At 72.8% G+C, this 24,560-nt stretch carries 24 protein-coding genes and 1 pseudogene; 9 read left to right on the top strand and 16 right to left on the bottom strand.

Translation table 11 applies throughout. The annotated features are described in order from the left end of the window. Positions 1-291, bottom strand: coding sequence for a hypothetical protein (locus tag SACTE_RS08915; RefSeq protein WP_014045707.1), 291 nt, complete (start codon positions 289-291; stop codon positions 1-3). Between the two features lie 150 nt (positions 292-441). On the opposite strand from SACTE_RS08915, the pseudogene SACTE_RS34915 reads away from it, so the two are divergent. Then, positions 442-840: pseudogene (locus SACTE_RS34915) on the top strand (hypothetical protein); the annotation flags it as partial. Positions 841-935: 95 nt separating this feature from the next. Here SACTE_RS34915 and SACTE_RS08910 read toward each other — a convergent pair. The 6 genes from SACTE_RS08910 to SACTE_RS08885 all read right to left on the bottom strand — a co-directional run bounded on the left by SACTE_RS08910 (position 936) and on the right by SACTE_RS08885 (position 7,345). Continuing rightward, entirely contained in the window at positions 936-1,760 is an 825-nt protein-coding gene (locus SACTE_RS08910) for a DUF5336 domain-containing protein (protein ID WP_014045706.1), read from the bottom strand. A gap of 202 nt (positions 1,761-1,962) precedes the next feature. Then, positions 1,963-2,883, bottom strand: a complete 921-nt coding sequence (locus SACTE_RS08905; protein WP_014045705.1) for an N-acetylmuramoyl-L-alanine amidase — start codon at positions 2,881-2,883, stop codon at positions 1,963-1,965. Positions 2,884-2,905: 22 nt separating this feature from the next. Continuing rightward, the gene (locus SACTE_RS08900) at positions 2,906-3,562 is read right to left on the bottom strand and encodes a class I SAM-dependent methyltransferase (RefSeq protein WP_014045704.1); all 657 of its coding nucleotides are present in this window, start codon (positions 3,560-3,562) and stop codon (positions 2,906-2,908) included. 137 nt (positions 3,563-3,699) lie between these two features. Continuing rightward, positions 3,700-5,007 (bottom strand): M20/M25/M40 family metallo-hydrolase, encoded by a 1,308-nt coding sequence (locus SACTE_RS08895; protein ID WP_014045703.1) that lies wholly within the window; start codon positions 5,005-5,007, stop codon positions 3,700-3,702. Continuing rightward, positions 5,004-6,392: a cytosine permease gene (locus SACTE_RS08890; protein ID WP_014045702.1), complete on the bottom strand. Its 1,389-nt coding sequence runs from the start codon at positions 6,390-6,392 to the stop codon at positions 5,004-5,006. Before SACTE_RS08890 ends, SACTE_RS08895 begins: the two co-directional genes overlap by 4 nt. Beyond that, the gene (locus SACTE_RS08885; protein WP_014045701.1) at positions 6,392-7,345 is read right to left on the bottom strand and encodes a DUF1177 domain-containing protein; all 954 of its coding nucleotides are present in this window, start codon (positions 7,343-7,345) and stop codon (positions 6,392-6,394) included. Before SACTE_RS08885 ends, SACTE_RS08890 begins: the two co-directional genes overlap by 1 nt. Positions 7,346-7,493: 148 nt before the next feature. Here SACTE_RS08885 and SACTE_RS08880 point away from each other — a divergent pair, with 148 nt between their 5' ends. Further along, a complete protein-coding gene (locus SACTE_RS08880) occupies positions 7,494-8,324 on the top strand; it encodes an IclR family transcriptional regulator (protein WP_014045700.1) in 831 nt (276 codons plus the stop codon). 41 nt (positions 8,325-8,365) lie between these two features. Then, positions 8,366-9,094 carry a dipeptidase PepE gene (gene pepE, locus SACTE_RS08875; RefSeq protein WP_014045699.1) on the top strand — a complete coding sequence of 243 codons (729 nt, stop codon included), beginning with the start codon at positions 8,366-8,368 and terminating at the stop codon, positions 9,092-9,094. On the opposite strand, the gene SACTE_RS08870 is transcribed toward pepE, so the two are convergent. Further along, positions 9,030-10,592 carry an MFS transporter gene (locus tag SACTE_RS08870; protein WP_014045698.1) on the bottom strand — a complete coding sequence of 521 codons (1,563 nt, stop codon included), beginning with the start codon at positions 10,590-10,592 and terminating at the stop codon, positions 9,030-9,032. The genes pepE and SACTE_RS08870 overlap by 65 nt on opposite strands. 251 nt (positions 10,593-10,843) lie before the next feature. On the opposite strand from SACTE_RS08870, the gene SACTE_RS08865 reads away from it, so the two are divergent. Continuing rightward, on the top strand, positions 10,844-12,385 hold the full coding sequence (locus tag SACTE_RS08865) for an MFS transporter (protein ID WP_086021263.1): 1,542 nt from the start codon (positions 10,844-10,846) through the stop codon (positions 12,383-12,385). A 15-nt stretch (positions 12,386-12,400) separates the two neighbouring features. Here SACTE_RS08865 and SACTE_RS08860 read toward each other — a convergent pair whose 3' ends face one another. The 4 genes from SACTE_RS08860 to SACTE_RS08845 all read right to left on the bottom strand — a co-directional run bounded on the left by SACTE_RS08860 (position 12,401) and on the right by SACTE_RS08845 (position 14,935). Continuing rightward, positions 12,401-13,033: a response regulator transcription factor gene (locus tag SACTE_RS08860; RefSeq protein WP_014045696.1), complete on the bottom strand. Its 633-nt coding sequence runs from the start codon at positions 13,031-13,033 to the stop codon at positions 12,401-12,403. 71 nt (positions 13,034-13,104) lie between these two features. After that, positions 13,105-14,022, bottom strand: a complete 918-nt coding sequence (locus tag SACTE_RS08855) for a hypothetical protein (RefSeq protein WP_014045695.1) — start codon at positions 14,020-14,022, stop codon at positions 13,105-13,107. Between the two features lie 135 nt (positions 14,023-14,157). After that, complete coding sequence (locus SACTE_RS08850; protein ID WP_014045694.1) at positions 14,158-14,541, bottom strand: hypothetical protein; 384 nt, start codon at positions 14,539-14,541, stop codon at positions 14,158-14,160. A gap of 133 nt (positions 14,542-14,674) precedes the next feature. Beyond that, the gene (locus tag SACTE_RS08845) at positions 14,675-14,935 is read right to left on the bottom strand and encodes a hypothetical protein (RefSeq protein ID WP_014045693.1); all 261 of its coding nucleotides are present in this window, start codon (positions 14,933-14,935) and stop codon (positions 14,675-14,677) included. Between the two features lie 105 nt (positions 14,936-15,040). On the opposite strand from SACTE_RS08845, the gene SACTE_RS08840 reads away from it, so the two are divergent. Together SACTE_RS08840 and SACTE_RS08835 are read left to right on the top strand one after the other, a co-directional pair. Further along, positions 15,041-15,877, top strand: coding sequence for a helix-turn-helix transcriptional regulator (locus SACTE_RS08840; protein WP_014045692.1), 837 nt, complete (start codon positions 15,041-15,043; stop codon positions 15,875-15,877). Continuing rightward, positions 15,874-16,083, top strand: a complete 210-nt coding sequence (locus SACTE_RS08835; protein WP_014045691.1) for a DUF397 domain-containing protein — start codon at positions 15,874-15,876, stop codon at positions 16,081-16,083. The genes SACTE_RS08840 and SACTE_RS08835 overlap by 4 nt, the downstream gene beginning before the upstream one ends. Positions 16,084-16,147: 64 nt before the next feature. Here the strand turns inward: SACTE_RS08835 and SACTE_RS08830 are convergent, their stop codons facing one another. The 4 genes from SACTE_RS08830 to SACTE_RS08815 all read right to left on the bottom strand — a co-directional run bounded on the left by SACTE_RS08830 (position 16,148) and on the right by SACTE_RS08815 (position 20,989). Next, a complete protein-coding gene (locus SACTE_RS08830; RefSeq protein WP_014045690.1) occupies positions 16,148-17,353 on the bottom strand; it encodes a sensor histidine kinase in 1,206 nt (401 codons plus the stop codon). Positions 17,354-17,364: 11 nt separating this feature from the next. Next, a complete protein-coding gene (locus SACTE_RS08825) occupies positions 17,365-18,087 on the bottom strand; it encodes an ABC transporter permease (protein ID WP_014045689.1) in 723 nt (240 codons plus the stop codon). After that, a complete protein-coding gene (locus tag SACTE_RS08820) occupies positions 18,084-18,998 on the bottom strand; it encodes an ABC transporter ATP-binding protein (RefSeq protein WP_037758563.1) in 915 nt (304 codons plus the stop codon). The genes SACTE_RS08825 and SACTE_RS08820 overlap by 4 nt, the downstream gene beginning before the upstream one ends. Positions 18,999-19,528: 530 nt before the next feature. Continuing rightward, a complete protein-coding gene (locus SACTE_RS08815) occupies positions 19,529-20,989 on the bottom strand; it encodes a hypothetical protein (protein ID WP_226995152.1) in 1,461 nt (486 codons plus the stop codon). A 752-nt stretch (positions 20,990-21,741) separates the two neighbouring features. Between SACTE_RS08815 and SACTE_RS08810 the strand changes: the two genes are divergently transcribed. Genes SACTE_RS08810 through SACTE_RS08800 form a run of 3 tightly spaced genes read left to right on the top strand, consistent with a single transcriptional unit; the run spans position 21,742 to position 24,559 of the window. Further along, positions 21,742-22,578: a Nif3-like dinuclear metal center hexameric protein gene (locus SACTE_RS08810; RefSeq protein WP_014045686.1), complete on the top strand. Its 837-nt coding sequence runs from the start codon at positions 21,742-21,744 to the stop codon at positions 22,576-22,578. After that, on the top strand, positions 22,575-23,318 hold the full coding sequence (locus SACTE_RS08805; RefSeq protein WP_226995222.1) for a C4-type zinc ribbon domain-containing protein: 744 nt from the start codon (positions 22,575-22,577) through the stop codon (positions 23,316-23,318). Before SACTE_RS08810 ends, SACTE_RS08805 begins: the two co-directional genes overlap by 4 nt. After that, positions 23,318-24,559, top strand: coding sequence for a bifunctional RNase H/acid phosphatase (locus SACTE_RS08800; protein WP_014045684.1), 1,242 nt, complete (start codon positions 23,318-23,320; stop codon positions 24,557-24,559). The genes SACTE_RS08805 and SACTE_RS08800 overlap by 1 nt, the downstream gene beginning before the upstream one ends. Position 24,560: the final 1 nt, after the last annotated feature.

Raw genomic sequence — 24,560 nt, 5'->3', positions numbered from 1 at the left:
TCAGCGGCGGATCCGGCCGGCGACGGCGTGCCCGACGAAGAGGTAGACGACGGCGGCCAGACCGTACCCGGCCACCACCCGCGCCCACGCCTCGTCGAAGGTGAACAGGTCGTACGACCAGCCGGCCAGCCAGTTGGCCGCGTCGTGGACGAACTGCACCAGTTCGTTGCCCCGGTTGGCGTCGAGCAGGTACATCAGGATCCACGCGATGAGGATGAAGGCCATGACGTCCGCGATGACGGCTATGGCGCGTGCTGCGGTGCTGCTTCCCGTGCCTGATCTGTAGGACATGTGTTCCGGGTTGCCGCTCCACGGGGGGTGAAACCCGCCCGGTGGCTCGGGCCGCTCCAGAGGCGGCCCGTTCGGGTGGACACCGCCCGGCCCGTGCCTGGGGTGCGGCCATGACCTTGCTTGCGCCGGTGAGCTGGTCCGCGACCGCGCCACGAGACCGTCGTCCACCGCGCCGACGCCGCCCTCGCCACGGGCGCCGCCTACGAGGTGGCTCCCGACCTCGCCGCCGACACCGTCACCGAATGGCTCCGGATCGTGGCCTTCGCGCAGGCCGGAGGTGACCCGGAGGCGGCCGAACCGCGCGGTGGCGGGAGGTCCTTGCACCTGCACGCCACCGACGTGCCGGGGGGCGGAGTGGCTGATCGAGTTCGCTGAGGACGCGTTCACCTGGCGCCGGGCCCACGAGAAGACCACCGTCGCCCTGCGCGGTCCGCCGACCTCGCTCATGCTGGCGTTCAACCGCCGGATGACGCCCGACGAGGGGGACTTCACGTCCTGGGCGACCGGGGGCTGCTGGACCTCTGGCTGGAGCGGTCCTCGTTCGGCTGAGCCGCCACCGGCGCGTACGAAGGGGGCGGCCCACCACAGTGGCCCCTGGCCCCGACAGGTCGTCGGGGCCAGGGGCCACTGTGGTGCGGGGCGGGTCAGCCGCGCTGGATGCCCGTCGTGTCCTGGAGGACACCCCGACGGCCGTCCTGGGTCTGGGCGATGAGCCCGGAGCCGCGCTGCTCGACCGCCAGGTACCAGGTACCCGGGGCGAGTTCGGCGATCGGCGTCGGGGCGCCGTCCTCGCCGTACAGCGGGCGGGCCACCGGCACCGCGAACCAGAACGGGGTGAAGTCACCGGCAGGCGCGCCGCCGGACTGCGGGGCCTGCGGCGCCGCCTGCTGGGCGGCGGCGTCCGGCTGGGCCTGGTGCGCGCCGTAGGGCTGCTGCTGGGCACCGGGGTAGCCGTAGCCCTGGGGCTGCGGGGCACCCGGGTAGCCGTAGCCCTGGCCGGGCTGGGCGCCGAACTGCGGCTGTGCGGGCTGCGCCGGGCGCGGGGCGCCCATGAGCGGGGCCTTGAGCGCCGGGACCAGCGGGGCGCCCACCGCGCCGGCGGCCAGCACGATGGTCGCGAGGAGTCCGAGGATCAGGCCGGCGCCGGCGTTGCTGGCGTCGATGATCGTCCAGAACATGGTCCAGAGCGCGAACACCGTGAACGCGGCACCGAACTGGGCGATGTCGAGCCCCGCGACCTTGCGACCCGGCATCGCGCGGCTCACGATCACCAGCGCCGCGCCGATGATGCCCGCCAGGTAGATGCTCATCAGCAGCGAGAGCGAATCCCAGGCGTTCGAGCTGTAGCCGGAGCAGTCGATGCCCTTGGGGCAGTCGACGCCGAAGAGGTCGAGGAAAGAGGCGATGAACAGCACGACCGCTGCTCCGATCACCACGCCGTCGCCTCGAGTGAGGGAGCGGATATTCACGTGAAGGTCCTTAGTCGGTCGTCTCGTCGGGGCGGTCGTCGATGCCGCCTGAACGGCGGGTACGGCGCGAAGCTCGGGGGCGGCTCCCCATCGTACGGATGAATCTATCGTCTGCCCGGGCGGGTTGTATGCCTGCCCGGACCTCGTACGCCGTGGAGGGGAAGGCCCTCCACCCCGTGAACTCACCACCGTCACACCGCGTCTACCGCTTGAGGTAGCTGCCGATACCGTCGGCGATACCGGTGGCGGCCCGTTGACGCCAGTCCTCGCTCATCAGGAGGGCGGCGTCCTTCGGGTCACGCATATTGCCGCATTCGATGAAGACTTTGGGCACGGTCGACAGATTCAGTCCGCCGAGATCGTCGCGGGTGTCCAGTCCGGTATTGCCGCCGATGTAATTGGAGGGCGCGCTTCCGGTCGTGCGCAGGAAATTCCCGGCGATCCGTTCGCCGAGGTCGCGCGAGGGTGCCACGATCCGCGAGGTGTCCGCCCCGCCGCCGCGCACCTCGGCGGGCAGGATGACGTGGAAGCCGCGGTTGCCCACCGCGGATCCGTCCGCGTGCACCGATACGACGGCGTCGGCGTGCGCCTCGTTGCCGATCCGGGCCCGCTCGTCCACGCACGGCCCGAACGGCCGGTCGTCGTCCTGGGTGAGGCGGACCTTCGCCCCCTCGGCCTCCAGCAGCGTCCGCAGCCGGCGGGACACGTCGAGGGTGAACCGGGCCTCCGCGTAACCGGAGTCGGTGGCCGTGCCGGTGGTGTCGCACTCCTTGCGCCCGTTGCCCATGTCCACCTGGGCGTTGATCTCCCGGGTGTGGTCGCGGTTGCGCGGATTGTGGCCGGGGTCGATCACCACGGTCCGGCCGGTGAGCGGCCCCTTGGGCGGCGGTGCCGCCGAGGAGGGCGCCGGGGACGGATTCCCGGACAGGCTCGCGGAGGGGGACGGCTCCCGGGGCGAGGCGGACGCGCCGTCGGACGCGGGCGGGCCGGCCTGCGGCGCCGCACCGCCGGAGCCGCAGCCCGCCGCCGTCAGGCAGAGGGCCGCCAGCACCACGGCGGCGGCCACGGGACGGCGGCGCGCGGGCGCACGGAAGGTGGGGGGAGGGCTGTCGTCGTCACGCACGCCGTGATGCTATCCGCGGACCTCAGATCCCCGTCCCCGTACGCCGCAGTACGCGCAGCGAGTCCGTCACCGAGACCTCGGTGAACGCCCCCGACTCCAGGGCGCGTCGGTAGATCCGGTACGGGGCCTGGCCGCCGTCCGCCGGGTCGGGGAAGACGTCGTGGACGGCCAGCAGACCGCCGTCGGCGACCTTCGGGGCCCAGCCCTCGTAGTCGCCCGTCGCGTGCTCGTCGGTGTGCCCGCCGTCGACGAAGACGAAGCCGAGACGCCCACCCCAGACGGCCGCCACCTGCGGGGAGCGCCCCACGAGCGCCACCACGTGCTGCTCCAGGCCCGCCCGGTGCAGGGTCCGGCGGAAGGTGGGCAGGGTGTCCATCAGGCCGAGCTCCGGGTCCGCCACGGACGGGTCGTGGTACTCCCAGCCGGGCTGCTGCTCCTCGCTGCCCCGGTGGTGGTCGACGGTGAGGGCGGTGACCCCGGCGGCGCGGGCGGCGGCCGCCAGCAGGACCGTGGACCGCCCGCAGTAGGTGCCGACCTCCAGCAGCGGGAGCCCGAGGGCGGCGGCCTCGGCGGCGGCGGCGTACAGGGCGAGCCCCTCGCGCACCGGCATGAAGCCCTTGGCGGCCTCGAAGGCGGCGAGTACCTCCGGCTCGGGACGGGCGGGGGACTCGGCGGCCACGGGGTTCCTCCTGGTGGGGCGGTGTGCTCGGACGGCGTCCCATGGTGCCGTACGCCCCCGCGACAGGGGTCGGCGGGGGCGTACGGAGGGGTGGGCCCGGGTCGGGGCGGGGCCCCTGACGGAGCTGCCGGGTCAGGTCAGCAGCTCTGCCAGAGTCGGGTCATGACGCGGACGCCGAAGCGCAGGCCCTCCAGGGGGACGCGCTCGTCCACGCCGTGGAAGAGACGGCCGTAGTCCAGGTCGTGCGGCAGCTTCAGCCCCTTGAAGCCGAAGCAGCGGATGCCCAGGTGGGTGAAGGCCTTGGCGTCGGTGCCGCCGGGGTTGCAGTACGGCACCGGGTGGCCGTCCGGGTCCTCGGCGCGGACCGCCTCGCACATCGCCTCGACGAGCGGGCCGTCGAACGTCGTCTCCATGGCGATGTCGTGGTTGACCCACGCCCGGCTGACGGACGGGAGCAGCAGCGCGTCGATCGTGTCGACGAGCTCCTGCTCGTGGCCCGGCAGGAAGCGTCCGTCCACGCGGGCGGTGGCCTTCCCGGGGATGACGTTGGTCTGGTAGCCGGCGTCGAACATCGTGGGGTTGGCGGAGTTGCGCAGCACCACCTGCATGAAGTCCGCGACCGGGCCCAGCCGGGCCAGGGTGCCCTCGATGTCGTCCTCGTCGAACTCCACCCCGTAGAGCCGCGCGGCCTCTTCGAGCAGGGCGCGGACCGGTTCGATCAGCCGGATCGGGAAGGTCGCGCGGCCGATGCGGGTGAGGGACTCGGCGAGGTCGGTGACGGCGTTCTCGTCGTTGGGGGAGGAGCCGTGGCCGGCCCGTCCGGTGGCGGTCAGCTCCATCCAGGCCATACCGCGCTGGGCGTTCTCGATCGGGTAGAGCCGGCGGGTGTCGTCGATCGCGAAGGAGAAGCCGCCGCCCTCGCCGATCGCCTCGGTGACCCCGGCGAAGAGCTCGGGGCGGTGCTCGACCAGCCAGTGGGCGCCGAACTTGCCGCCCGCCTCCTCGTCGGCGAGGAAGGCGAGGACCACGTCACGGGACGGCTGCGTGCCGGTCCGGGCGAAGTGCCGGGCGGTGGCCAGCATGACCGCCACCGTGTCCTTCATGTCGATCGCGCCGCGCCCCCAGAGGTAGCCGTCGCGGATCTCGCCGGAGAACGGCGGCACCTGCCACTCGGCGGCGTCGGCGGGCACGACGTCGAGGTGGCCGTGGACCAGCAGGGCTCCCCGGGCGGGGTCGGCGCCCGCTATGCGCGCGACGACGCTCGCCCGGCCGGGGGCGGACTCGACCAGTTCGGAGGCGATGCCGACCTCGGCGAGACGGGCCACCACCCAGTCGGCGGCCTCGCGCTCGTCGCTGGTCGGGTTGGAGGTGTCGAAGCGGATCAGTTCGGCGCAGAGGCCGACGACCTCGTCCTGTGCCTGCTCGGAGGCGGGGGTGGTGCTCATGCTGCTCCTGCCGGGGTGGTCGCGGGGGCGGCGGGGGCGTACGCCTCGTCGTCGTCCAGGGTGGAGGTGCCGTACGGCTTGATCCAGCCCGCCAGGCCGAGCGCGCAGTACAGCACGAAGGCGGTGATCAGCGAGTTGAGGGCCGGGATGCCGCCGTCGTAGAACTTGCCGACGCAGAAGGCCACCAGCCAGATGGCCAGGGACATCGGCACCCAGGTCGGTGAGGTCGCCGGCAGGGTCTCGGCCTGACGGGTCTCGTCCAGCGGCTTGCGCATGCGCTTCACGACCCAGTACTCCGCGACGATGATGCCGCCGATGGGCGGGATCATCACGCCGAGCAGGGAGAGGAAGTCGGTGAAGTGGGTCATGATGCCGACCGCGGAGAGCAGGGTGCCGGCGATCCCGAGGGCCACGGTGACCACACCGCGGTGCAGCCGGCGGCCGAAGACGACCTGGAAGAAGTTGACGACGCCGAGCGAGGAGCCGTACAGGTTCCAGTCGTTGATCTTGGCGGTGGACATCAGGACCACCAGGACACCGAACGCGCCCGAGGTGGAGAGCACGATGTGCGACACGTCGCTGGACTTCACCAGGTGGCCGAGCAGCACACCGGTCATGCCGACGATGTACTCGGAGAGGATCATCGAGGAGGCGCTCTGCACGAAGACGTGCGAGCTCTTGCGGTTGTAGCGGGTCATCTCCGGGGACACGATGGCGCCGGTCATGTAGCCGCCCGCGATGGCGGTGGCGGCGACGGCCAGCGGGATCGTCTCGCCGGGCGGCGGCGAGCTGATCAGGTCGCCGAGCGAGTGGTCGCTCAGGGTGCTGATCACGGACCAGGCGACCATGCCGAAGAAGAGCGGAGTGACGATCTTCGCGAACAGGGCCATGTACCGGAAGCCGAAGATCACCAGCGCGGTGATGGCGATGCCCGCCAGGACGCACCACATCCAGGACGGGCCGCCGACGAGCGCCGAGACGCTGTTGCCGAAGATCGTGTTCTGGACGCCGAACCAGCCGACGAGGCTGACCGCGATGACGAAGCTCACCAGCGCGGAACCGTTGCGGCCGAAGCCCACCCAGCGGGTCAGCATCGGGGTCGCGAGGCCCTCGCGCATCCCGGCCAGACCGATCGCGAAGATCACGACCTCCAGGATCACCGCGCCGAGCGTGAAGGCGAGGAAGGCGTCCCCGAACGTCATACCGACACCGATGGTGGCGCCGAGCGTGAACTGCGAGATCGAGCCGGACTGGGCGAGCCACTGGAGCAGCATCGACCAGAAACCGAAGCGCTTGTCGCGCGGGACGCGGGAGAGCGAGTAGTCGTCGCTGCCGATGCTCTTGGCCTCGGGGGCCGTGGCGTCGGCCCGGTGGGCGGATGCCATCAGGACTCCTGGGGTGTGCGGCCGAGGGTCTGGAGGTGAGCCAGGGACCCGTAGCGCTGGACGAGGTTGTCGAACTCCACCGCGTCGTGGAAGTCCAGGTTTCCGGCGCCGAAGGCCTTGGCGACCTCCACGGCGTACCGGGCGGCGGACGCGATGTCGGTCTCGTGGCTCGCGCCCGTCTGGCAGCCGGGCACCGCCGCGGCCGAGGTGACCGCGAGCCCGACGACCGGAGCGGCGGTCGCGGTGGCGGGCTGCAGGATCGAATTGATGTGGTGTGCACCGTTACCGTACGGGGTGATGTCCTGGGTGGTCACCGGGTACGTGACCAACGGCTCACCCGTCACCACGGCGAGCAGCTCGCCGAGCTGCTCGGACACCCGCAGCACCCAGCCCTCCTTGACGGTGGGCGACAGGGCGAGGCCCTTGTGGTTGATGATCCGGTTGCCCTTGGTGGTGTCGATGGAGAGCACGGCCTCCATCTCGCCGGTGACCTCGTGCCGGTTCATCGTGGCGATGTCCACGGGGGACCCCATGAACGGCACCGGGTCGTGCGGCTCGGTCGGGGCGTTCGGGCAGATGTGCGTGGCGAGGACCACGTCGCCGGGGAGCACGTCGCCCCGGCGGCGCATGTCCAGCAGCTTGGCGGCGGCGGCGAGGGAGGCGGCGGCGCCGTCGGCGTCCGACACCAGGCCGGTCACCTCGGGGCGGGCGCCGACGCCGCCGAGCCGGCCGACCACGCCGAGTGTGCGGGCGTCGCCGCCCGCCGTGCGCCCCCGGGAGCCCGGGATGCGGACGAGCACGAAGTCGGTCGTCCCCCGCTCGCCGGTGACGGTGGTGACCTCGGCGGACGAGCCCTCGGCCCCCGCGACGGAGTCGAGGTACCCGACGACCGCCTTACCGCAGGCCTGCGGATCGTCCAGCAGCTCGACGATGTCCAGTACGTACTTCAGCATGGGGGGCCTTTCTCCTGAGCGGGACACCCGCCCGGCGCTCCGGCGGGGGAGCGCCGGGCGGGGTGCTGGAGCAACATTCGGGATCCGCTACCGTGGAACGCAATAGTTTCCCGTTATTTGCAATTCAGGTCTGAATGGTGAGATGGCGATGACCGACTTCGATCTCGACCGACGCACCCCCGCCGGGGCCCTCCAGACGGTGGACCGGGCCCTGCTGGTGCTGCTCGCCTTCGAGCGGACCCGGCCCGACTGGGGCGTCACCGAGGTCGCCGAGGAGTTCGGCTGGGACACCTCGGTCGCGCAGCGTCTGCTGTCCACGCTCGCGGGCCGCGGATTCCTCGTCTCCGACCCGGTCACCCGCCGCTACCGCATCGGCCCCGCCGTGCTGCGCCTCGGCCGCCTCTGGGAACGCTCCGGCTCCCTGGAGCTGCTGGCCGCCCCGGTCCTGGAGGAGCTGCGCCGTGCCACCGGCGACACCGTCCTGTTCTGCCTCCCGGACAGCTTCCACATGCGCTGCGTGGCGGCGGAGGAGGGGGAGTCCGGGCCGCTGCGGTACTACCCCCTGGTCGGCGAGCTCTACCCGGCGCACGCCGGCGCCACCAGCAAGTCCTTCTACGCCTACCTGCCCGACGACCAGCGCCACCGGCTCTTCCGGGGCCGCCCCATGGCACGCTTCACCGACCGCACCGTCACCGACCCCGACCTGCTGGAACAGGAGTTCCTGAAGGTCAGGGCCCAGGGGTACGCGTTCACGGTCGGCGAGTACGACACCGGCGTCGCGACCGTCGCCGTCCCGGTGTTCCTGGGGCGCGAGCCGTACGGCAGTCTCAGCCTCGGCGGCGGCGAGGACCGCTTCCACGGGGCGCCCGAGGACCGGCTCGACGCCCTCCGCCACGCCGCGCAGCTGCTGGAGCAGCGGCTCACCCACCCGCCCCAGCGGCCGAAAGGCCGCACGGGACGCCCCCGCACCGCCACCTGAACCGTCACACCCGTCCGACCCGTCCGACCCGAGGGACCCTCGTGAATCTGCTGCTGCTCTCCAACTCCACCCAGTACGGCCGCGGTTACCTGGAACACGCGCTCGACACCGTCACGTCGTTCCTGCCGGCGGGCGCGCGCCTCGCCTTCGTCCCGTACGCCCTCGCCGACCACGACACGTACACCGCCCGGGTCCGCGGCGCGCTGGAGCCGAGCGGCATCACCGTGCGCGGGGTCCAGGAGAACGCCGACCCCGTCGCCGAACTCGCGGCGAGCGACGCCGTGTTCATCGGCGGCGGCAATTCGTTCCGGCTACTCTCCGCCCTGTACCGGACCGGCCTGCGCGAGGCCGTGCGCGACGCCGTACGCGGCGGGCTGCCCTACATGGGCGCCAGCGCCGGGACCAACATGGCAGCGCCGACGCTCCGCACGACCAACGACATGCCCATCGTGCAGCCGCCGTCCTTCGAGACGCTGGGCCTGGTGCCGTTCCAGATCAACCCGCACTACCTCGACCCGGACCCGGACAGCACCCACAAGGGCGAGACCCGCGAGGAGCGGCTCACCGAATTCCTGGAGGAGAACGACGTCCCGGTCCTCGGACTGCGCGAGGGCTCCTGGCTGAGGGTCCGGGGCGGCGAGGCGCACGTCGACGGCGCGCGCCCCGCCCGGCTGTTCACCCGCGGCACCCCGCCGCAGGAGCTCCCTACGGGGACGGATGTGTCCCGTCTGCTGACGACGACGCCGCGGTTCGACGCTCCGGCGCGCTGACGACGGCCGCCCGCGCCGCGGACGGCGAGGCGGCGCGGGCGTCCTCCGCGCTGCTCGCCAGCAGCACCGGACGCTCCTTCCGCGGCGCGGGCAGGAACGCCGCCAGGACCAGACCGACCAGCACCGCGCCCGTCGCGATCATGAACGAGGTCCGGAACCCCTCCATGGTGGGGACGTTCACCGAGCCCATCCGCACCGAGGTGTTGGCCAGCACCATGCCGATGACCGCGCTCGACAGCGAGGTGCCGATCGACCGCATGAGCGTGTTGAGGCCGTTGGCGGCCCCGGTCTCCGACGCGTCGACGGCGCCGATGATCAGCGCGGGCAGCGAGGAGTACGCCAGCCCGATCCCGGCCCCGAGCATCACGGCGATCAGCACGGTCTGCCAGGGAGCGCTCATCAGGCCGAGCCCCGCCCCGTAACCGACGGCGATCACCAGCATGCCCAGGATCAGGGTCGTCTTGGGGCCGCGGCGGGCGGACAGACGCGCGTACACCGGGGCCACGAACATCATCGTCAGACCCAGCGGCGCCACGCACAGCCCCGCCACCACCATCGACTGCCCGAGGCCGTACCCGGTCGAGGAGGGCAGCTGGAGCAGCTGCGGCAGCACCAGCGACACCGCGTAGAACGCGACCCCGACCATGATCGAGACGAGGTTGGTCAGCAGCACCTCACGGCGGGCACTGGTCCGCAGGTCCACCAGCGGAGCCGGACTGCGCAGCTCGAAGAGCCCCCAGAGCACCAGGATCACCAGGGACGCGGCGATCAGCCCGAGCGTGAGCGGCGAGGTCCACCCCCAGTCGCTGCCCTTGGTCACCGGGAGCAGGAGGCAGACCAGGCCCAGGGAGAGCCCCAGCGCACCGGGGAGGTCGAAGCGCCCGGGAGCGCGCAGCGCCGATTCGGGGACGACGAGGGCGGTGAGGCCCATGGCGAGGACACCGAGCCCGGCCGAACCGAGGAACAGCGCGTGCCAGTCGGCGTGCTGCGCGACCAGCGCCGCGGCCGGCAGGGCCAGCCCGCCGCCCACCCCGATCGAGGAGCTCATCAGGGCCATGGCCGAGCCGAGCTTCTCGCGCGGCAGCACATCACGCATGATGCCGATGCCCAGCGGTATCGCGCCCATGGCGAAGCCCTGGAGCGCCCGCCCGGCGATCATGACGACGAGGTCGTCCGTCGAGGCGCAGATCAGCGAACCGACCACCATCACGGCGAGGCTCGCGAGCAGCATCCGCCGCTTCCCGTACAGGTCACCGAGCCGCCCCATGATCGGGGTCGCGACGGCTCCGGCGAGCAGGGTGGCGGTCATCACCCAGGTCGCGTTGGCCGGATCGGTGCCCAGCAGGGCGGGCAGGTCCTTGATGACGGGGACGAGCAGGGTCTGCATCACCGCGACGGTGATGCCCGCGAACGCGAGGACGGGGACGACACCGGAGCTCCGGCCCTTGTCCGGGCCGGAAGGGTCTCCGGATCGCTGTTCGTGCGTCGTCCGTTGCATACGTATGGCCTCCGGGCAGGGGAAGGGCGGAAAGGGCGGCGGGTGCGGCCGGGCAGGGGGCAGCGCCCTGGCGGACAGCACCGACCACCAAGTGTGTGCACACTGAAACCTTCCGCACGAGTGCGATATTCCGATGAACGGGGTTGAAACTCGCGCCGGTTCACGGAGAGGGCGGTGAGAGGTCCTACGCCGTTGGGCGGAGACCGGGCGGGGCCTCAAACGGATGTACGGGGCACAGACGGCCTGAGAGTATGACACCCATGGTTGACGTCCCCACGCCCGCAGCGCTGCCCACCCGATCGAGAACCCGTACCTGGGCCGTGGTCGTGGCCGCCTGCACCGGTCAGTTCCTCGTCGTCCTCGATGTGTCCGTCGTCAATGTGGCCCTGCCCTCGATGCGCACCGACCTGGCGCTCAGCGCGTCCGGCCTCCAATGGGTCGTGAACGCCTACTCGATCGCCTTCGCCGGATTCATGCTGCTGGGCGGGCGCACCGCCGACATCTACGGCCGCAAGAAGATGTTCCTGATCGGGCTCGGCCTCTTCACCGCCGCGTCCCTGGCGGGCGGGCTCGCCCAGGAGGGCTGGCAGCTGCTCGCCGCCCGGGCCGGCCAGGGCCTGGGCGCCGCCGTCCTCTCCCCGGCGACGCTCACCATCCTGACCGCCGCTGTCCCCGAGGGCCCCGCCCGCACCAAGGCGATCGGCACCTGGATGGCGGTCGGCGCGGGCGGCGGAGCGGCCGGCGGACTGATCGGTGGCGTGCTCACCGACGTCCTGTCCTGGCGCTGGGTCCTGCTCATCAACGTGCCCGTCGGCGCGCTGGTCCTCGTCGGCGCCGCCCTGTGGCTGGCCGAGGGCCGGGCGGGTGACCGGCGCCGCGTCGACCTCGCGGGCGCGGTCCTCGTCACGGCGGGCCTCGCCACGGTCGCCTACGGCATCGTGCAGACCGAGGCGGCGGGCTGGAGCTCCCCGGACACCCTGGTGCCACTGCTCGGCGGACTGGCCCTGCTCGGACTCTTCGTCCTGGTGGAGGCGCGCACGGCCGCCCCGCTGATGCCACTGCGGGTGCTCGGCGTACGGGCGGTGGCCTCGGCCAACGTGTCCATGCTGCTGATGGGCTCGGCGACCTTCTGCATGTGGTACTTCATGACCGTCTACGCGCAGAACGTCCTGGGCTACACCCCGCTGGAGGCCGGTCTCGCCCTGATGCCGACCTCCGCCGCCGTCGTCCTCGGGTCGAAGGCCGCGCCCCGGCTGATGGCGCGTATCGGCGCCAAGAGCCTCGCGGTGACCGGGGTCCTGGTCGCCGCCGCCGGTTTCGGCTGGCAGTCGACGATGGGCCCCCACGGCTCGTATCTCACCGCCATCTGCCTGCCCGGTGTCCTGATGATGGCCGGGGCCGGGCTGGCCTCCACCCCGCTGGCCACCCTGGCGACCTCCGGCGCGGCGCCCGGTGACGCCGGCCTCGTCTCGGGCCTGGTCAACACCTCCCGCACGATGGGCGGCGCGCTGGGCCTCGCGGTGCTCTCCACGGTCGCGGCGGCCCGCACCGCCGGCTCCACCGGGGCCGCGGAGATCACCGCCGGTTACGCCCTGGCCTTCCGCACGGCCACGCTGGTGCTGCTGGGCGGAGCGGTCATGATGCTCGTGTGGCTGCCGAGGCGGACGGGCCGCGCCCCGGTCCCCTCGGTCGGCAGCGGGAACGGGAGCGGCAGCGGGAACGGGAGCGGCAGCGGGAACGCGGAGCAGCGTGCGGACGCGGCCCCGGCTCGGTCGCTGGACCCATCCGGCTGAGAGCCTGTCGGGGATTCAGAGCCAGCCCTGCTGACGGGCGGCCCGCACCGCCTCCATACGGTTGCGGGTCCCCGTCTTGCCGATGGCGGAGGACAGGTAGTTCCGTACCGTCGACTCCGACAGGTGCAGCTTCGCCGCGATGTCCGCGACCGTCGCCCCGTCCACGGCGGCGTTCAGCGCGTCCCGCTCCCGGGCGGTCAGCGGGCTCGGGCCCGCCCCCAGCGCCGCCGCGGCCAGCGCCGGATCGATGACCGTCTCCCCGCCCAGCACCCGCCGGACCGCCTTCGCCAGGTCCTCGACCGGCCCGTCCTTCACCAGGAACCCCACGGCCCCGGCCTCCATGGCCCGCCGCAGATAGCCCGGCCTGCCGAACGTCGTCAGGATCAGCACCCGGCAGTCCGGCACCTCCTCGCGCAGCTCGGCGGCGGCGTCCAGGCCGCTGAGTCCCGGGAGTTCGATGTCCAGCAGCGCCACATCGGGACGTGAGGTGAGCGCCGCCTCCAGGATGCGGTCCCCGGCCTCTACCTGGGCCACCACCTCGAAGTCCGGCTCCATGCCGAGCAGCAGGGCGAGCGCGCTGCGCATCATGCCCTGGTCCTCGGCGAGCAGCAGACGGACGGACCGGGCCGGGCGGTGGTCCTGCGGCATCTCGTTCACGGGGGACAGCGTAGGCGGACGCCGGGCCTGGGTCCGGGCCGCGCGGCGTGGGCGGTGCGGCCCTACATCGCGTGGTACCGGTCGGGCACGGTCTCCCCCTCCGGGAAGCCGAAGGCGGCGTGGACCGTCGCGACGAGCGCCGTGTGCACGGCCCGGGAGATGCCGATGATCTCCGTGAACAGGGCCGTCATCTGCGCCTCGGTGGTGTCGTACCACGTGTCGAAGTCCGCCCGCGCACTCTGGGGCAGGTCTTCGTCGCGCTTCACCCTGCGGGCCGTCTGGTCGGTGACGGTCGCGATCAGGTCGTCCCTGAGGGCGAGGAGGGCCGCGCCGTCGTTCCACTGCGGTGTGCCGCAGGTGCGCAGTATCTGCCGGACCGTGGTGGTGAACTGCCCGTACCGGATGGAGTTGGGGTCCTCGCCGTTCGCGTTCATGGGCTCCCCCCTCGACGCGGCCCGGAAGCGGTCGTTGTCCCGCAGTTCGTTCGCCCTGCTCGCCGCCTCCCGCAGACTCCGCACGTGCACGTCGACGTTCCACATCGCGACCGGGGCACTGACCTTCTGACTGCCCGTCAGGCCCGCCCGGTTGGCCTCGACGTCCTCGATCCGCTTGTGGACTCTGTCGGAGAGGGTCGTGCCGCACTTCACGGCCAGGTCGTCGAGTGCGTTGAAGATGTGCTCGCCCTGCGCGTGCCCACCGGCCCGCTGGACAGCGGCCCCCGCCTTCCCTACGCCGGACGCGGCGGTGCGCTGTACGGGCCGTCCCGCCGGCGGACGGCCGCAGTCGGCACCGTGCCGGTGCCCGTCCTGTGTCCCGGTGGACGCTCCGGCCCGGCGGACCATCTGCACGACCGCGCTGTTCCCGACGGTGCTCTGGAGGGGCAGGAGCCCCGGTTGCGGTGTACGGGATCCGACCGGCGGCTTGCGGGCCTTGTGGCCCTCGGCCGCTCGTTCCGGCGTGGCGTTCTCGGGGACGCGCAAGGGGGCCTCTTCCGACGCGGGGGATGCGACCCTTCCTGCATACGCGGTGGGCGGCGCCCAGGCCAGGGACACGAGGGCAGAGTGGGGTGGCCGGGCGGGCCCTCTGCCGGGACCGGTGGAGCAACGGCGCCCTCCTCATGGGGAGTCCGGCCCGTCCTGATCACGGTGCAGGTGCGGGTGTTCCTGTACGAGGTGGGCGAGGATCGCCTCCTGGGTCGGGTCCACCACCTCCCAGCTGTGCCCCGAGGGGTGGCCCGCGAACAGACCGCACGCGTCCCCCTCGACGTCGGTCGCCGTACACCAGGGCAGCCCCACGAGGCATCTGCGGTAACCGTCCCAACGGGCCCATACCGCGCCGTCGTTCGCGTCGTCGTCCCACAGCACCCCCGCGTGGTCGTCGTCGTGACCCTCACCGAGTTCGCACAGGACGTGCCCGGCCTCCATGGGGCGGTCCGGGGTGGCCAGCCGGGTGACGTAGGCCGGGGGCGGGAGGAAGAGCAAGCCGGTGCACTGGTTCACGGGTGCTGCCTTCGTCGGTGGGGATGAGGGGAGCCCGTCCGGGCGGTCAATACGCGTCCTGAACATGGGTGTGACATGTTTCGACGCATCCCGTGGCCGGGCCCGTCGCTCGGCGGGACGGTTCGGCGGCCGGTCACAGCACGGCCCCCCGGCTCCGGGCATTCGCGCGGGCCGTCTCGGCGTGCAGGCGTTCCTTGGCGCTCGCGGGCCGGGCGTGGACCGGGTCCACCTCCCACTCGGGCCCGCCCCGTATGGGCCGCAGCGACCAGTACGGGCCGGCGACCCCCCGGAACTCGCCCACGCGATCGCCCCTGCTGGTGTCCACCACGAGGGCGCCACGGACCGGGGCGGGCGGGGGCTTCGGTCCGCGCGACGGGACACCGTCTCCGGTCACGGCCGCTCCTCTCCGTAGTGATCCGACTACCGGGGCGGTCAGCGTGTCCTAGAGTCAAAAACCGTTCAACGTGTCAGTTGAGGACGGACAGTTGGTGGTCATCCGGTGAACCGTAAGGACTTGAACCCCGACAGCAGCCCGCGTGCTGCCTTCGGGGCGCGTCTGCGCAGCGCACGCGAGGAGCGCGGCTGGACGCAGGAGGAGCTGGGGGAACAGGTGGGCTATTCCGGCACTCATCTCTCCTCCGTCGAAACTGGTCGCAAGCTTCCGACCTTGCGTCTCGTGAGGGCTCTCGACCGCGTGTTCGGTAAGGCTGGCAGTGCTGACGCGTTCGAACGTGAGTGGCGCGAGATCCGGCACGGGAGCCTCCTGGAGGGCTTCCCGGAGTACGTCGGGTACGAGGGGCGGGCCGCCGAAATCCGTCTGTACGAAGTCGGCGTCATTCCAGGGCTGGTGCAGACGCCGGAGTACGCCACTGTGCTCGCTGAAAGCGCTCTGAAGCGCGGTGCTCACACTTCCGATCAGGCGGAGGAGCGAGTGGCGCTCGTCGCGGAGCGCCAGGCCGCACTGGAGCGTCACAACCCACCTTTGGTCTTTGTCCTCTTGGACGAGAGCTGCCTTCGTCGGCCGGTCGGTGGGCGGGCGGTGATGGATGCGCAGTTCGCTCGGTTGATCGAGTTCGCCGAGCAGTCCAACACCGTGTTGCAGCTCGTACCGTTCGAGATGGGCGAGCGGCGGCCCTTCACTCTTCCGGTAACAGTGCTGACCATGGCAGACCGCTCACTGATGGCATATGCCGAGTCGGCTCAACAGGGCTACTTGGAGCGCGAAAGCACTTCCGTGCTCCCCCTGTTGACCGCCTACCATCAGATGCAGGCCGAAGCGCTATCGCAGGCAGCTTCTGTGGCCATGATCAACCAGTTACGAAAGGGCAACCCGTGACGACCGAATCCCCTCGTTGGCTCAAGTCCTCCTACAGCGAAAACGGCGGCCAGTGCGTCGAGGTCGCCCCGAACCTGGCCGCCTCGCGCGGTGTGGTTCCCGTCCGTGATTCCAAGGATCTGAGCGGCCCGGTTCTGGGCGTGGCCACCGGTGCGTTCGCCTCGTTCGTGGCGGGCGTCAAGGCCGGCCGGTTCGGCAGCGTCTGACCGTCCCGCCTGCGCCCGGCGCTTCCCGTGCCCCGTCATGCACCGCGTGACGGGGCACGGGCGTTCAGCAGCCGCACTCCGGATCCGCCGCCGCGCCCTGGTCCCCGTACTCGGCCTCGTACGGCAGCTCCGCGACCACCACGAAGCCGCCCTTCGGCCCGGGGCCCGATTCCAGGGAGCCACCTGCGGCCGCCAGTCGTTCGGTCAGGCCCTTCAACCCCGTACCGCCGCCCACCGAGCCGTCCGGGTCCACGGGGCCCGTGCCGTCGTCCGTGACGGTCAGCCGGACCTGGTCCCGCGTCGAGCGGACCGCGAACTCGCAGCGGGAGGCGCCGCTGTGGCGTACCGCGTTGGTGACGGCCTCGCGTGCCACCCAGCCGAGCAGCACCTCGGTCTGCGGGGTGAGCGGTGGGCCCGAGCGGCGGATCACCGGTTCGATGCCGGCCGCCGTCAGGGCCGAGCGGGCCCGGTTCAGCTCGGTGTCGAGGCTGCCCTCCCGGTAGCCGGTCACCGCCTCACGGATCTCGGTCAGGGCCTGGCGCCCCACGGACTCGATGTCACCGACCTGTGCGAGCGCGGCGTCGAGGTCGCGGGGCGCGAGGCGGCGGGCGGCCTCCGACTTCACGACGATGACCGACAGGGTGTGCCCCAGCAGGTCGTGCAGGTCGCGGGAGAAGCGCAGCCGCTCCTGCTCCACCGCGCTGCGGGCCAGCTCCTGCCGGGTCGCGCGGAGCTCCGCCACCGTCTCGGACAGGGTGAGGATCGCGGCCGTCACCGCGCCCGAGATGAAGGTGCCGTAACCGATCGTCCACGGCTCCGAGGAGTGGCCGCCGCGCCACAGGGCCACCAGACTGGCGCAGACGGCCAGGATGATCAGCCCCCATCCGAGGCCCCGGCCGCGCAGGATCGTGCCGTAGGCCAGCGACAGCAGCGGGAAGAACAGCAGCCAGCTGCCCCCGTAGCCGATCGCGAGGGAGAAGGTGACCACGCCCATGGCGACCAGCAGCACGTACGAGGTGGTGCTCTCCCTCTTCCGCCGGTCGAAGCCCCGGAACACCACCGAGACGTACAGGGTGTTGAAGGCGAACAGGCCCAGCCCGCCGACCCAGGGATTGGAGGTCTCGCCCTGCCAGAGGTTGGAGAAGGCGCCCAGCCCCAGCAGCAGCCACGGCATCAGGGTGTACGGCCCGGGGGACCCCGGCCTGCGGAACCCCCTGCCGAGCCGGGGCCGCCCCTGTCCTCGGCCGGACGGTCGGGTCGTGCGGGACATGGTCACTCCGATCAGGCGGTCCGTGCGGACCGACGGTACGAGAACACGGCATACCCGCCGAACAGCAGCAGCCAGCCGGCGAGCACCGCGGGCGCACCGGCCGCCGGTGCGTGCTCGGCGACCACCGACCTGCCCAGCTCCGCGAACCCGTACGCCGGGGTGAACTCCCCGATGGAACGCAGCCACTGGGGGAACTCCGTGATGGGGAACCAGAGTCCGCCGACGATCGCGAGCCCCATCAGGCAGGCCACGTTGACCACGCCGGTGGCCTGCGGGGTCAGCCGGTAGCCGTTGCCGATGCCGAGCAGGGTGAACGGCAGCGCACCGGCCCACAGGAGGAGCACCAGCGCGATCCACTGCCAGGCCGCCATCCGTACCCCGTTGCCCAGGGCGCCCGCCAGCAGGACGGCCAGGATCGTCGGCAGCACCGTCACCGAACCGCTGATCGCCCGGCCCGTCACCGCGCGACCGGGGGCCAGCGGGGTGATCCGCAACTGCTGGAGCCAGCCCAGGGACTTGTCGGAAGCGATGCCCGTACCGATCGCCATGGCCGAGGCGAGCGCCCCGTAGGCCGCCATGCCGACCATCGAGTAGGCCTTCCACTCGTCGTGGTCGCCGCCGCCGCCCAGGTTGGTGAAGAGCAGATACATCAGCACCGGCATACCGGTCCCGAAGACCAGGAACGTGGTGTCGCGCAGGGTCCGGCGGATTTCGAGCAGGATGTACGCGGTCATCGCACGGACTCCTTCGTGTCGGTGCCCGCCGCTTCGGGCGAGGTCAGGGCGAGGAAGGCGTCCTCCAGCGTGCCGCCGTCGACCCGGATGCCGCGTACGGCTCCGATCCGGGCCAGTTCCACCACGGTCGCGTCCGGGTCGTCGGTGCGCAGCAGCGCCCGGCCTCCGCGTACGTCGACGCCCACGACGCCGGGCAGCAGCTCCAGCCCGTCGGCCGGGCGGTCCGCCAGGTCTATGGAGACCAGGCTGCCGCCCGCGGCCCTGCGGATGGTGTCGCCGGTGCCGTCCGCGAGGATCCGGCCCCGGCCGACGACGACGATCCGGTCGGCGTTCTCGTCCGCCTCCTCCAAGTGGTGGGTGGAGAACAGGACGGTGTTGCCGCGCCGCGCGAACGACCGCATGGAGTCCCAGAACGCGCGGCGCGCCTCGACGTCCAGGGCCGCGGTCGGCTCGTCCAGCACGATCAGCTCCGGGGCGCCCGCCAGTGCGACGGCGAAGCGGACGCGTTGGGTCTGGCCGCCGGAGAGCTTGTCGATGCGCCGGTCCGCGAAGGCGGTCATCCCTGCCAGGGCGAGCGCCTCGTCGACCGGGAGAGGGCGCGGGTAGGTGGACGCGACGAAGGTGATCAGCTCACGCACCGTCACCCGGGGGATGGGCCTGCCCTCCTGGAGCATCGCGCCGACCAGCCCGGCCCGGACCGCCCGGTCGGGAGTGCGGCCCAGCAGGCGTACGGTCCCCGAGTCGGGGGTGTCCAGCCCCAACAGCAGCCCGATCGTCGTGGACTTGCCCGCGCCGTTGCGGCCCAGCAGGGCGACGGTCTCGCCCCGCTCGATGGTGAGGTCGATGCCGTCGACGGCCCGGACCGTGCGGCCCGCCCTGCCGAACGTCTTGACCGCCGCCGTGAAACACACCGCCGGGCCGGTCGTCCCGATTCCCTCGGTGCGCACCCCGGTCGACCGTGCTCCTGTCCGCTGATTCCCCGTTGTCTGCGTCATGGACACGACGTTACGGAGCGTGGCCGCCGTCCGGCAGGGGCGCTTGTACGGACTCGGACATGACAAATGTCCTGGGTGGGGCGCACGGGGCGGAGAACCCGCGAGGGCCGTCACAGCCGGGCGGCTGTGACGGCCCTCGTTACGTGGCGGCGCGGCTCAGGCCGCCGCGCTGCCCCCCTCTGAGGCGGGACGGCGATGGCGGCCGTGCGGCTGCACGGCGGTGCTCTCCGCCGACGCGCCCCCTCGGTGCTTTCCGGAGCCGCCGGCTGCGGCCCGTTCCGCGTCCGCCTCCGGCGGGCGCGTCTGGGTCGTGACGGTTCGGGCTTCAGACATGTGGGAAGTCACTCCGTTGCGATCGCTGACGTGTGTGTCGCAGCCCCGCCACCGCCCCCGACGCGGTCACCGTCGGCACCCGCACGAAACGGCTGCGTAGCGCGAACCCAAGCTTATCCAGGGGCCGTACGGCCGGTCAGCGGCGCCTCGCCGAGGGGGACGGGCCTGCATACACCAGGAGTCGGGTCGACCGCGGACGGTTCCGTTCCGTTCGTATCGGACCGGTGGGGCTCGTCCACCGGGGCCTCCAGCAGGGCCACGGCGCAGGGTGCGCCCTCCTGCGCGTACGGCAGCCGCAGGACGCCGTCACGGGTCCAGAAGCCCGCGCCGGCCAGCCATCCCCCGGGCGCCGCGCACTGGTGCAGCCTGCGCCCCGACGGACGCCAGACCCCGACCCAGCTGCCGCACGCACCGTCGATCCGCAGCGCCACGGCGCAGCTCTCCGGCATCAGCATCTGGCCGGGCTGCACGGCGAACGGGGTCAGCCTCGCGCCCGGCACGCGCAGGCACTCCGGGAAGCGCACCGGCAGGCAGCTGCCGAGCACCCCCCATCCGAGCCGGTCCTCGCCGGGAGCGTCCGAGCGGATCAGCAGCAGTCCGCTGTCCGGGTCGGCCAGCAGCAGCCGGTCGTGGCTGTCCGGTGCGATCTGGAGCAGCGGGGTCACCTCGCCGCCCCGCTCCAGGTCCACGGCGACGGCCTTCACCGGGCCGCCCTCCCGCAGTTGCCGGTCCAGCGCGAGGAGTCTGCCCTGCCGGTCCAGCCAGACTCCGCCCGAACACCGCCCCGGCACCTCGGCGACGTGCTCCGGACCGAACGCGCCGCCCGCCACGAGCCAGACGGCGGTGGAACGGTCACCGGGGACCAGGGCGTAGGCGCTCATGCCGTCGGGAGACGGGGGCAGCAGGGTCAGTTCGGCGCACGCGAGCGCGCCCAGCGGGAGCTCGCCCGTGCCGGGGCCGGTCGGGTAGAGCAGCGAGAAGGCATGCCGGTCGGCGACCCGCCGCCGGATCAGGACTCGCCCGTCGGAGAAGGGCAGCACGTCCGACGCGGCCTCCTCCGGCTGGTCCAGGGGGAGGGGCACGGCGTACGGCTCGGGACCGTCGAGCGTCCACCGCTCCGGATACCAGGCGGGGTCGGCGGCGTGCTCCGGACCGGCCCCGGGGGCGGTGGTGAGGCGGGCCGCATAGGTGCGGTCGGCGGCGATGACCAAAGCGGGCGGCACCCTGCGCACATCCGGGTGGGGCCGGGCGCCCGCAGCCGTGAGAGGCGGGGCCGCGCGGTGGCCCGCTGCGGGCGGCGGGGCGCCGGGGGCGGTGCCGGCCCCTGTTCCTGGGGCGGGCGTGGCGTTCTCCGGGGTGGGGGGCGGTACGGGCGCGGGGGGCGCCGGGCGGCGCCGTGCGGCCTCGCCGGGTGCGGCCGTCCGGTGGGGGAGGGGCGCGCGGGCCGGGGCGCCGCCACCGATACGGGCGGTTCCCGTGCGGGCGGTTCCGGTGCTGATCCCGCCGCTGGGCCGGTGCGCGGACACGGCCCCGCCGAACGTCGCGGCCTCGCCGGACCCGGGGGCCACGGTCACCCGGAACCATCCGGTGTCGTCGGCCCGGCGCTGCGCCTCAGGGCCCGTGGGGCTCGTGGGGGGCTCCGTGGGGCCGGTGGGGCCGGGGGACGCGGCGGGTGTGCGGAGTGCGGGGCGGGTGCCCGGTTCCGTACGGGTACGGGTACGCGTCTCCGTAGCCGTAGCCGTAGCCGTAGCCGTAGCCGTGGCAGCGGTGGTCGGCGCTTGGCCTGACGTCGGGGGCCTGGTGGGCGCGGTGGCCACCCGGGTCCATCCGGCACCGGGCGACCGGGACGGTGTCGCGGGCCGGGCAGGGGCGGTCACCGGGGCCGGCGCACGCCTCGTCGCGCCTCCTCCCGGCGTACCTGCGGCGCCCGGTTTCTCGGGCTCGCCGGGTTCGTCCGGTTCCGCCGGCTCGGGCGCGGGCTCCACCGCCGTGGCAGCCTTCGCGGCCCCGGCGGTCTCCTTCTCGACGGCACAGGCAGTCATGGTGCGGTCACCTCCGGCAACCGAAGCTAGGTTTCGTACTTCCTGCCGAACAACAACAGCCACCGCACTTCACACATAAGGGTGGTGATGTCCGTAATCGCCTGAGGGGGCGGGGGTGAGTGTGCTGCACGGGTCCCGACGGTTGGGTCGTCCCCGGCGTCCACGGCGACCCGAGGGCCACCGAGTGGGGAGACGGCGGACCGCCTCGGTGCCCGGCCGCGGTGCTCCGGGCGGTACTCCCCGCCAGGGACGGCCGAGTACCGAGGGCAGGTAGCCTTTCCCCCGTGCCCCGTCTGTCTGAAGTCATCGCCGAGCTCGACACCCTCTGGCCCCCCGAGCGGGCCGAAGGATGGGACGCGGTCGGCACCGTCTGCGGCGACCCGGAGGCGGAGGTGGACCGCGTCCTCTTCGCCGTCGACCCGGTGCGGCAGATCGCCGAGGAGGCCCGGGCCCTCGGCGCCCAGCTGATCGTCACCCACCACCCGCTCTACCTGCGCGGCACGACGACGGTCGCCGCCTCCACCTTCAAGGGCCGGGTCGTGCACGACCTGATCAAGCAGGACATCGCCCTGCACGTCGCGCACACCAACGCCGACACCGCCGACCCCGGCGTCTCCGACGCCCTCGCCGGCGCCCTCGACCTGCGCGCCACCGGCCCCCTCGTGCCGGATCCCACCGACCCCGGCGGCCGCCGGGGTCTCGGCCGGATCTGCGAGCTCGACCACCCCGAGACCCTCCGCGACTTCGCCGCCCGCGCCGCCGCACGGCTGCCCGCCACCGCGCAGGGCATCCGGCTGGCCGGCGACCCGGACGCCCTCGTGCGCCGGGTCGCGGTGAGCGGCGGCTCCGGCGACAGCCTCTTCGACGCCGTACGCGCCGCCGGTGTGGACGCCTTCCTCACCGCCGACCTGCGCCACCACCCGGCCTCCGAGGCCGTCCAGCACTCGCCGCTCGGCCTGGTAGACGCCGCGCACTGGGCCACCGAGTGGCCCTGGTGCGAGCAGGCCGCCGCGCAGCTCGACGCGATTTCCGACCGCCACGGATGGGACCTGCGGGTCCACGTCTCGACGCAGGTCACCGACCCCTGGACCACCCACCACTCTTCTGGAGCCCCCAACTGAACGCCGCGCCCGCCGACCAGATCCGACTCCTCGAAGTCCAGGCCCTCGACGTACGTCTGTCGCAGCTCTCGCACAAGCGCAACGCCCTGCCCGAGCACGCCGAGATCGACTCGCTCACCAGCGACCTCGCCCAGCTGCGCGACCTGCTGGTCGCCTCGCAGACCGAGGAGAGCGACACCACCCGCGAGCAGACCAAGGCCGAGCAGGACGTCGACCAGGTCCGCCAGCGGGCCGCCCGCGACCAGCAGCGGCTCGACTCCGGCGCGGTCTCCTCGCCGAAGGACCTGGAGAACCTCCAGCGCGAGATCACCTCGCTGGCCAAGCGACAGGGCGACCTGGAGGACGTCGTCCTCGAGATCATGGAGCGCCGCGAGGGCGCCCAGGAGCGCGTCACCGAGCTGACCGAGCGCGTCGGCGCCGTGCAGGCGAAGGTCGACGACGCGACCGCCCGCCGCGACGCCGCCACCCAGGAGCTCGACGCCGAGGCCGCCACCGTCGCCAAGGACCGCGAGGTCGTGGCCGGTGCGATCCCGGCCGACCTGCTGAAGCTCTACGACAAGCTGCGTGCCCAGCAGGGCGGTGTGGGCGCGGCCCGGCTGTACCAGCGCCGCTGCGAGGGCTGCCGCCTCGAACTGAACATCACCGAGGTCAACGACGTGAAGGCGGCGTCCCCCGACACCGTGCTGCGCTGCGAGAACTGCCACCGCATCCTGGTCCGTACCTCGGAGTCGGGCCTGTAATGTCCGCTCCCCTCCAGCTGGTCGTCGAGGCCGACGGAGGGTCCCGGGGCAACCCGGGGCCCGCCGGGTACGGCGCCGTCGTCATCGACCAGGAGACCGCGCAGGTGCTCGCCGAGACCGCCGAGTACATCGGCGTCGCGTCGAACAACGTCGCCGAGTACCGGGGCCTGATCGCCGGCCTCACGGCGGTGCGTGACCTGTTCCCGGACACGGCGGTGCGGGTCCGGGTCCGGATGGACTCCAAGCTGGTGGTCGAGCAGATGTCGGGCCGCTGGAAGATCAAGCACCCCGACATGAAGCCGCTCGCCGCCGAGGCCGCGGGGATCCTGCCCGCGGCCTCGGTGACGTACGAGTGGATCCCGCGCGCCGAGAACAAGCACGCCGACCGGCTGGCCAACGAGGCGATGGACGCGGGCAAGCGGGGCGGACAGTGGGAGCCGTCGTCCTCGACGGCCGCCCTGGACACCCCGCCCACCGCCCGCGCCCCGGAGCCGGCCGGGCCGCCCGGGGACGCGGCGGCGGGCGCCGCGAAGGTACGGGCCGCGATGGCCTCCGCCCGGCCCGCCCAGGCCCCCGCGACGCCCGTGCAGGTGGGCTGGGCGAGCGCACCCGACCTGGGCGCGCCCGCCACGTTCGTCCTGCTGCGGCACGGCGAGACGGTCCTCACCCCGGAGAAGCGGTTCTCCGGCAGCGGCGGCAGCGACCCCGAACTGTCCGCCACCGGCCGCCACCAGGCCGCCTGCGCGGCGGAGGCGTTCGCCGCCCGGGGCACGGTCCAGGAGATCGTCAGCTCCCCGCTGCGCCGCTGCCGTGAGACGGCCGCCGCCGTCGCGGACCGGCTCGGCCTGGAGGTCCGTATCGAGGAAGGGCTGCGCGAGACGGACTTCGGCGCGTGGGAGGGGCTGACGTTCGCCGAGGTGCGGGAGCGGTTCGGGTCCGACCTGAGTGCCTGGCTCGCCTCCCCCGACGCCGCGCCCACGGGTGGCGGCGAGAGCTTCGCGGAGGTGGCCGAGCGGGTCGCGGCCACCCGGGACCGCCTGATCGCGGCGTACGCGGGCCGCACCGCGCTCCTGGTCACCCACGTCACGCCGATCAAGACGCTGGTCAGACTGGCGCTGGGAGCCCCGCCGGAATCCCTCTTCCGGATGGAGCTGGCTCCGGCCTCCGTCTCGACCGTCGCCTACTACGCGGACGGCAACCCCTCGCTGCGGCTGCTGAACGACACGTCCCACCTGCGGTAGC

Origin of the sequence: Streptomyces sp. SirexAA-E, assembly GCF_000177195.2 — a bacterium.
Taxonomy (GTDB): Bacteria; Actinomycetota; Actinomycetes; order Streptomycetales; family Streptomycetaceae; genus Streptomyces; species Streptomyces flavovirens.
The sequence above is the reverse complement of the archived record's forward strand: the minus strand, read 5'-3'. Positions and strand labels throughout refer to the sequence as shown.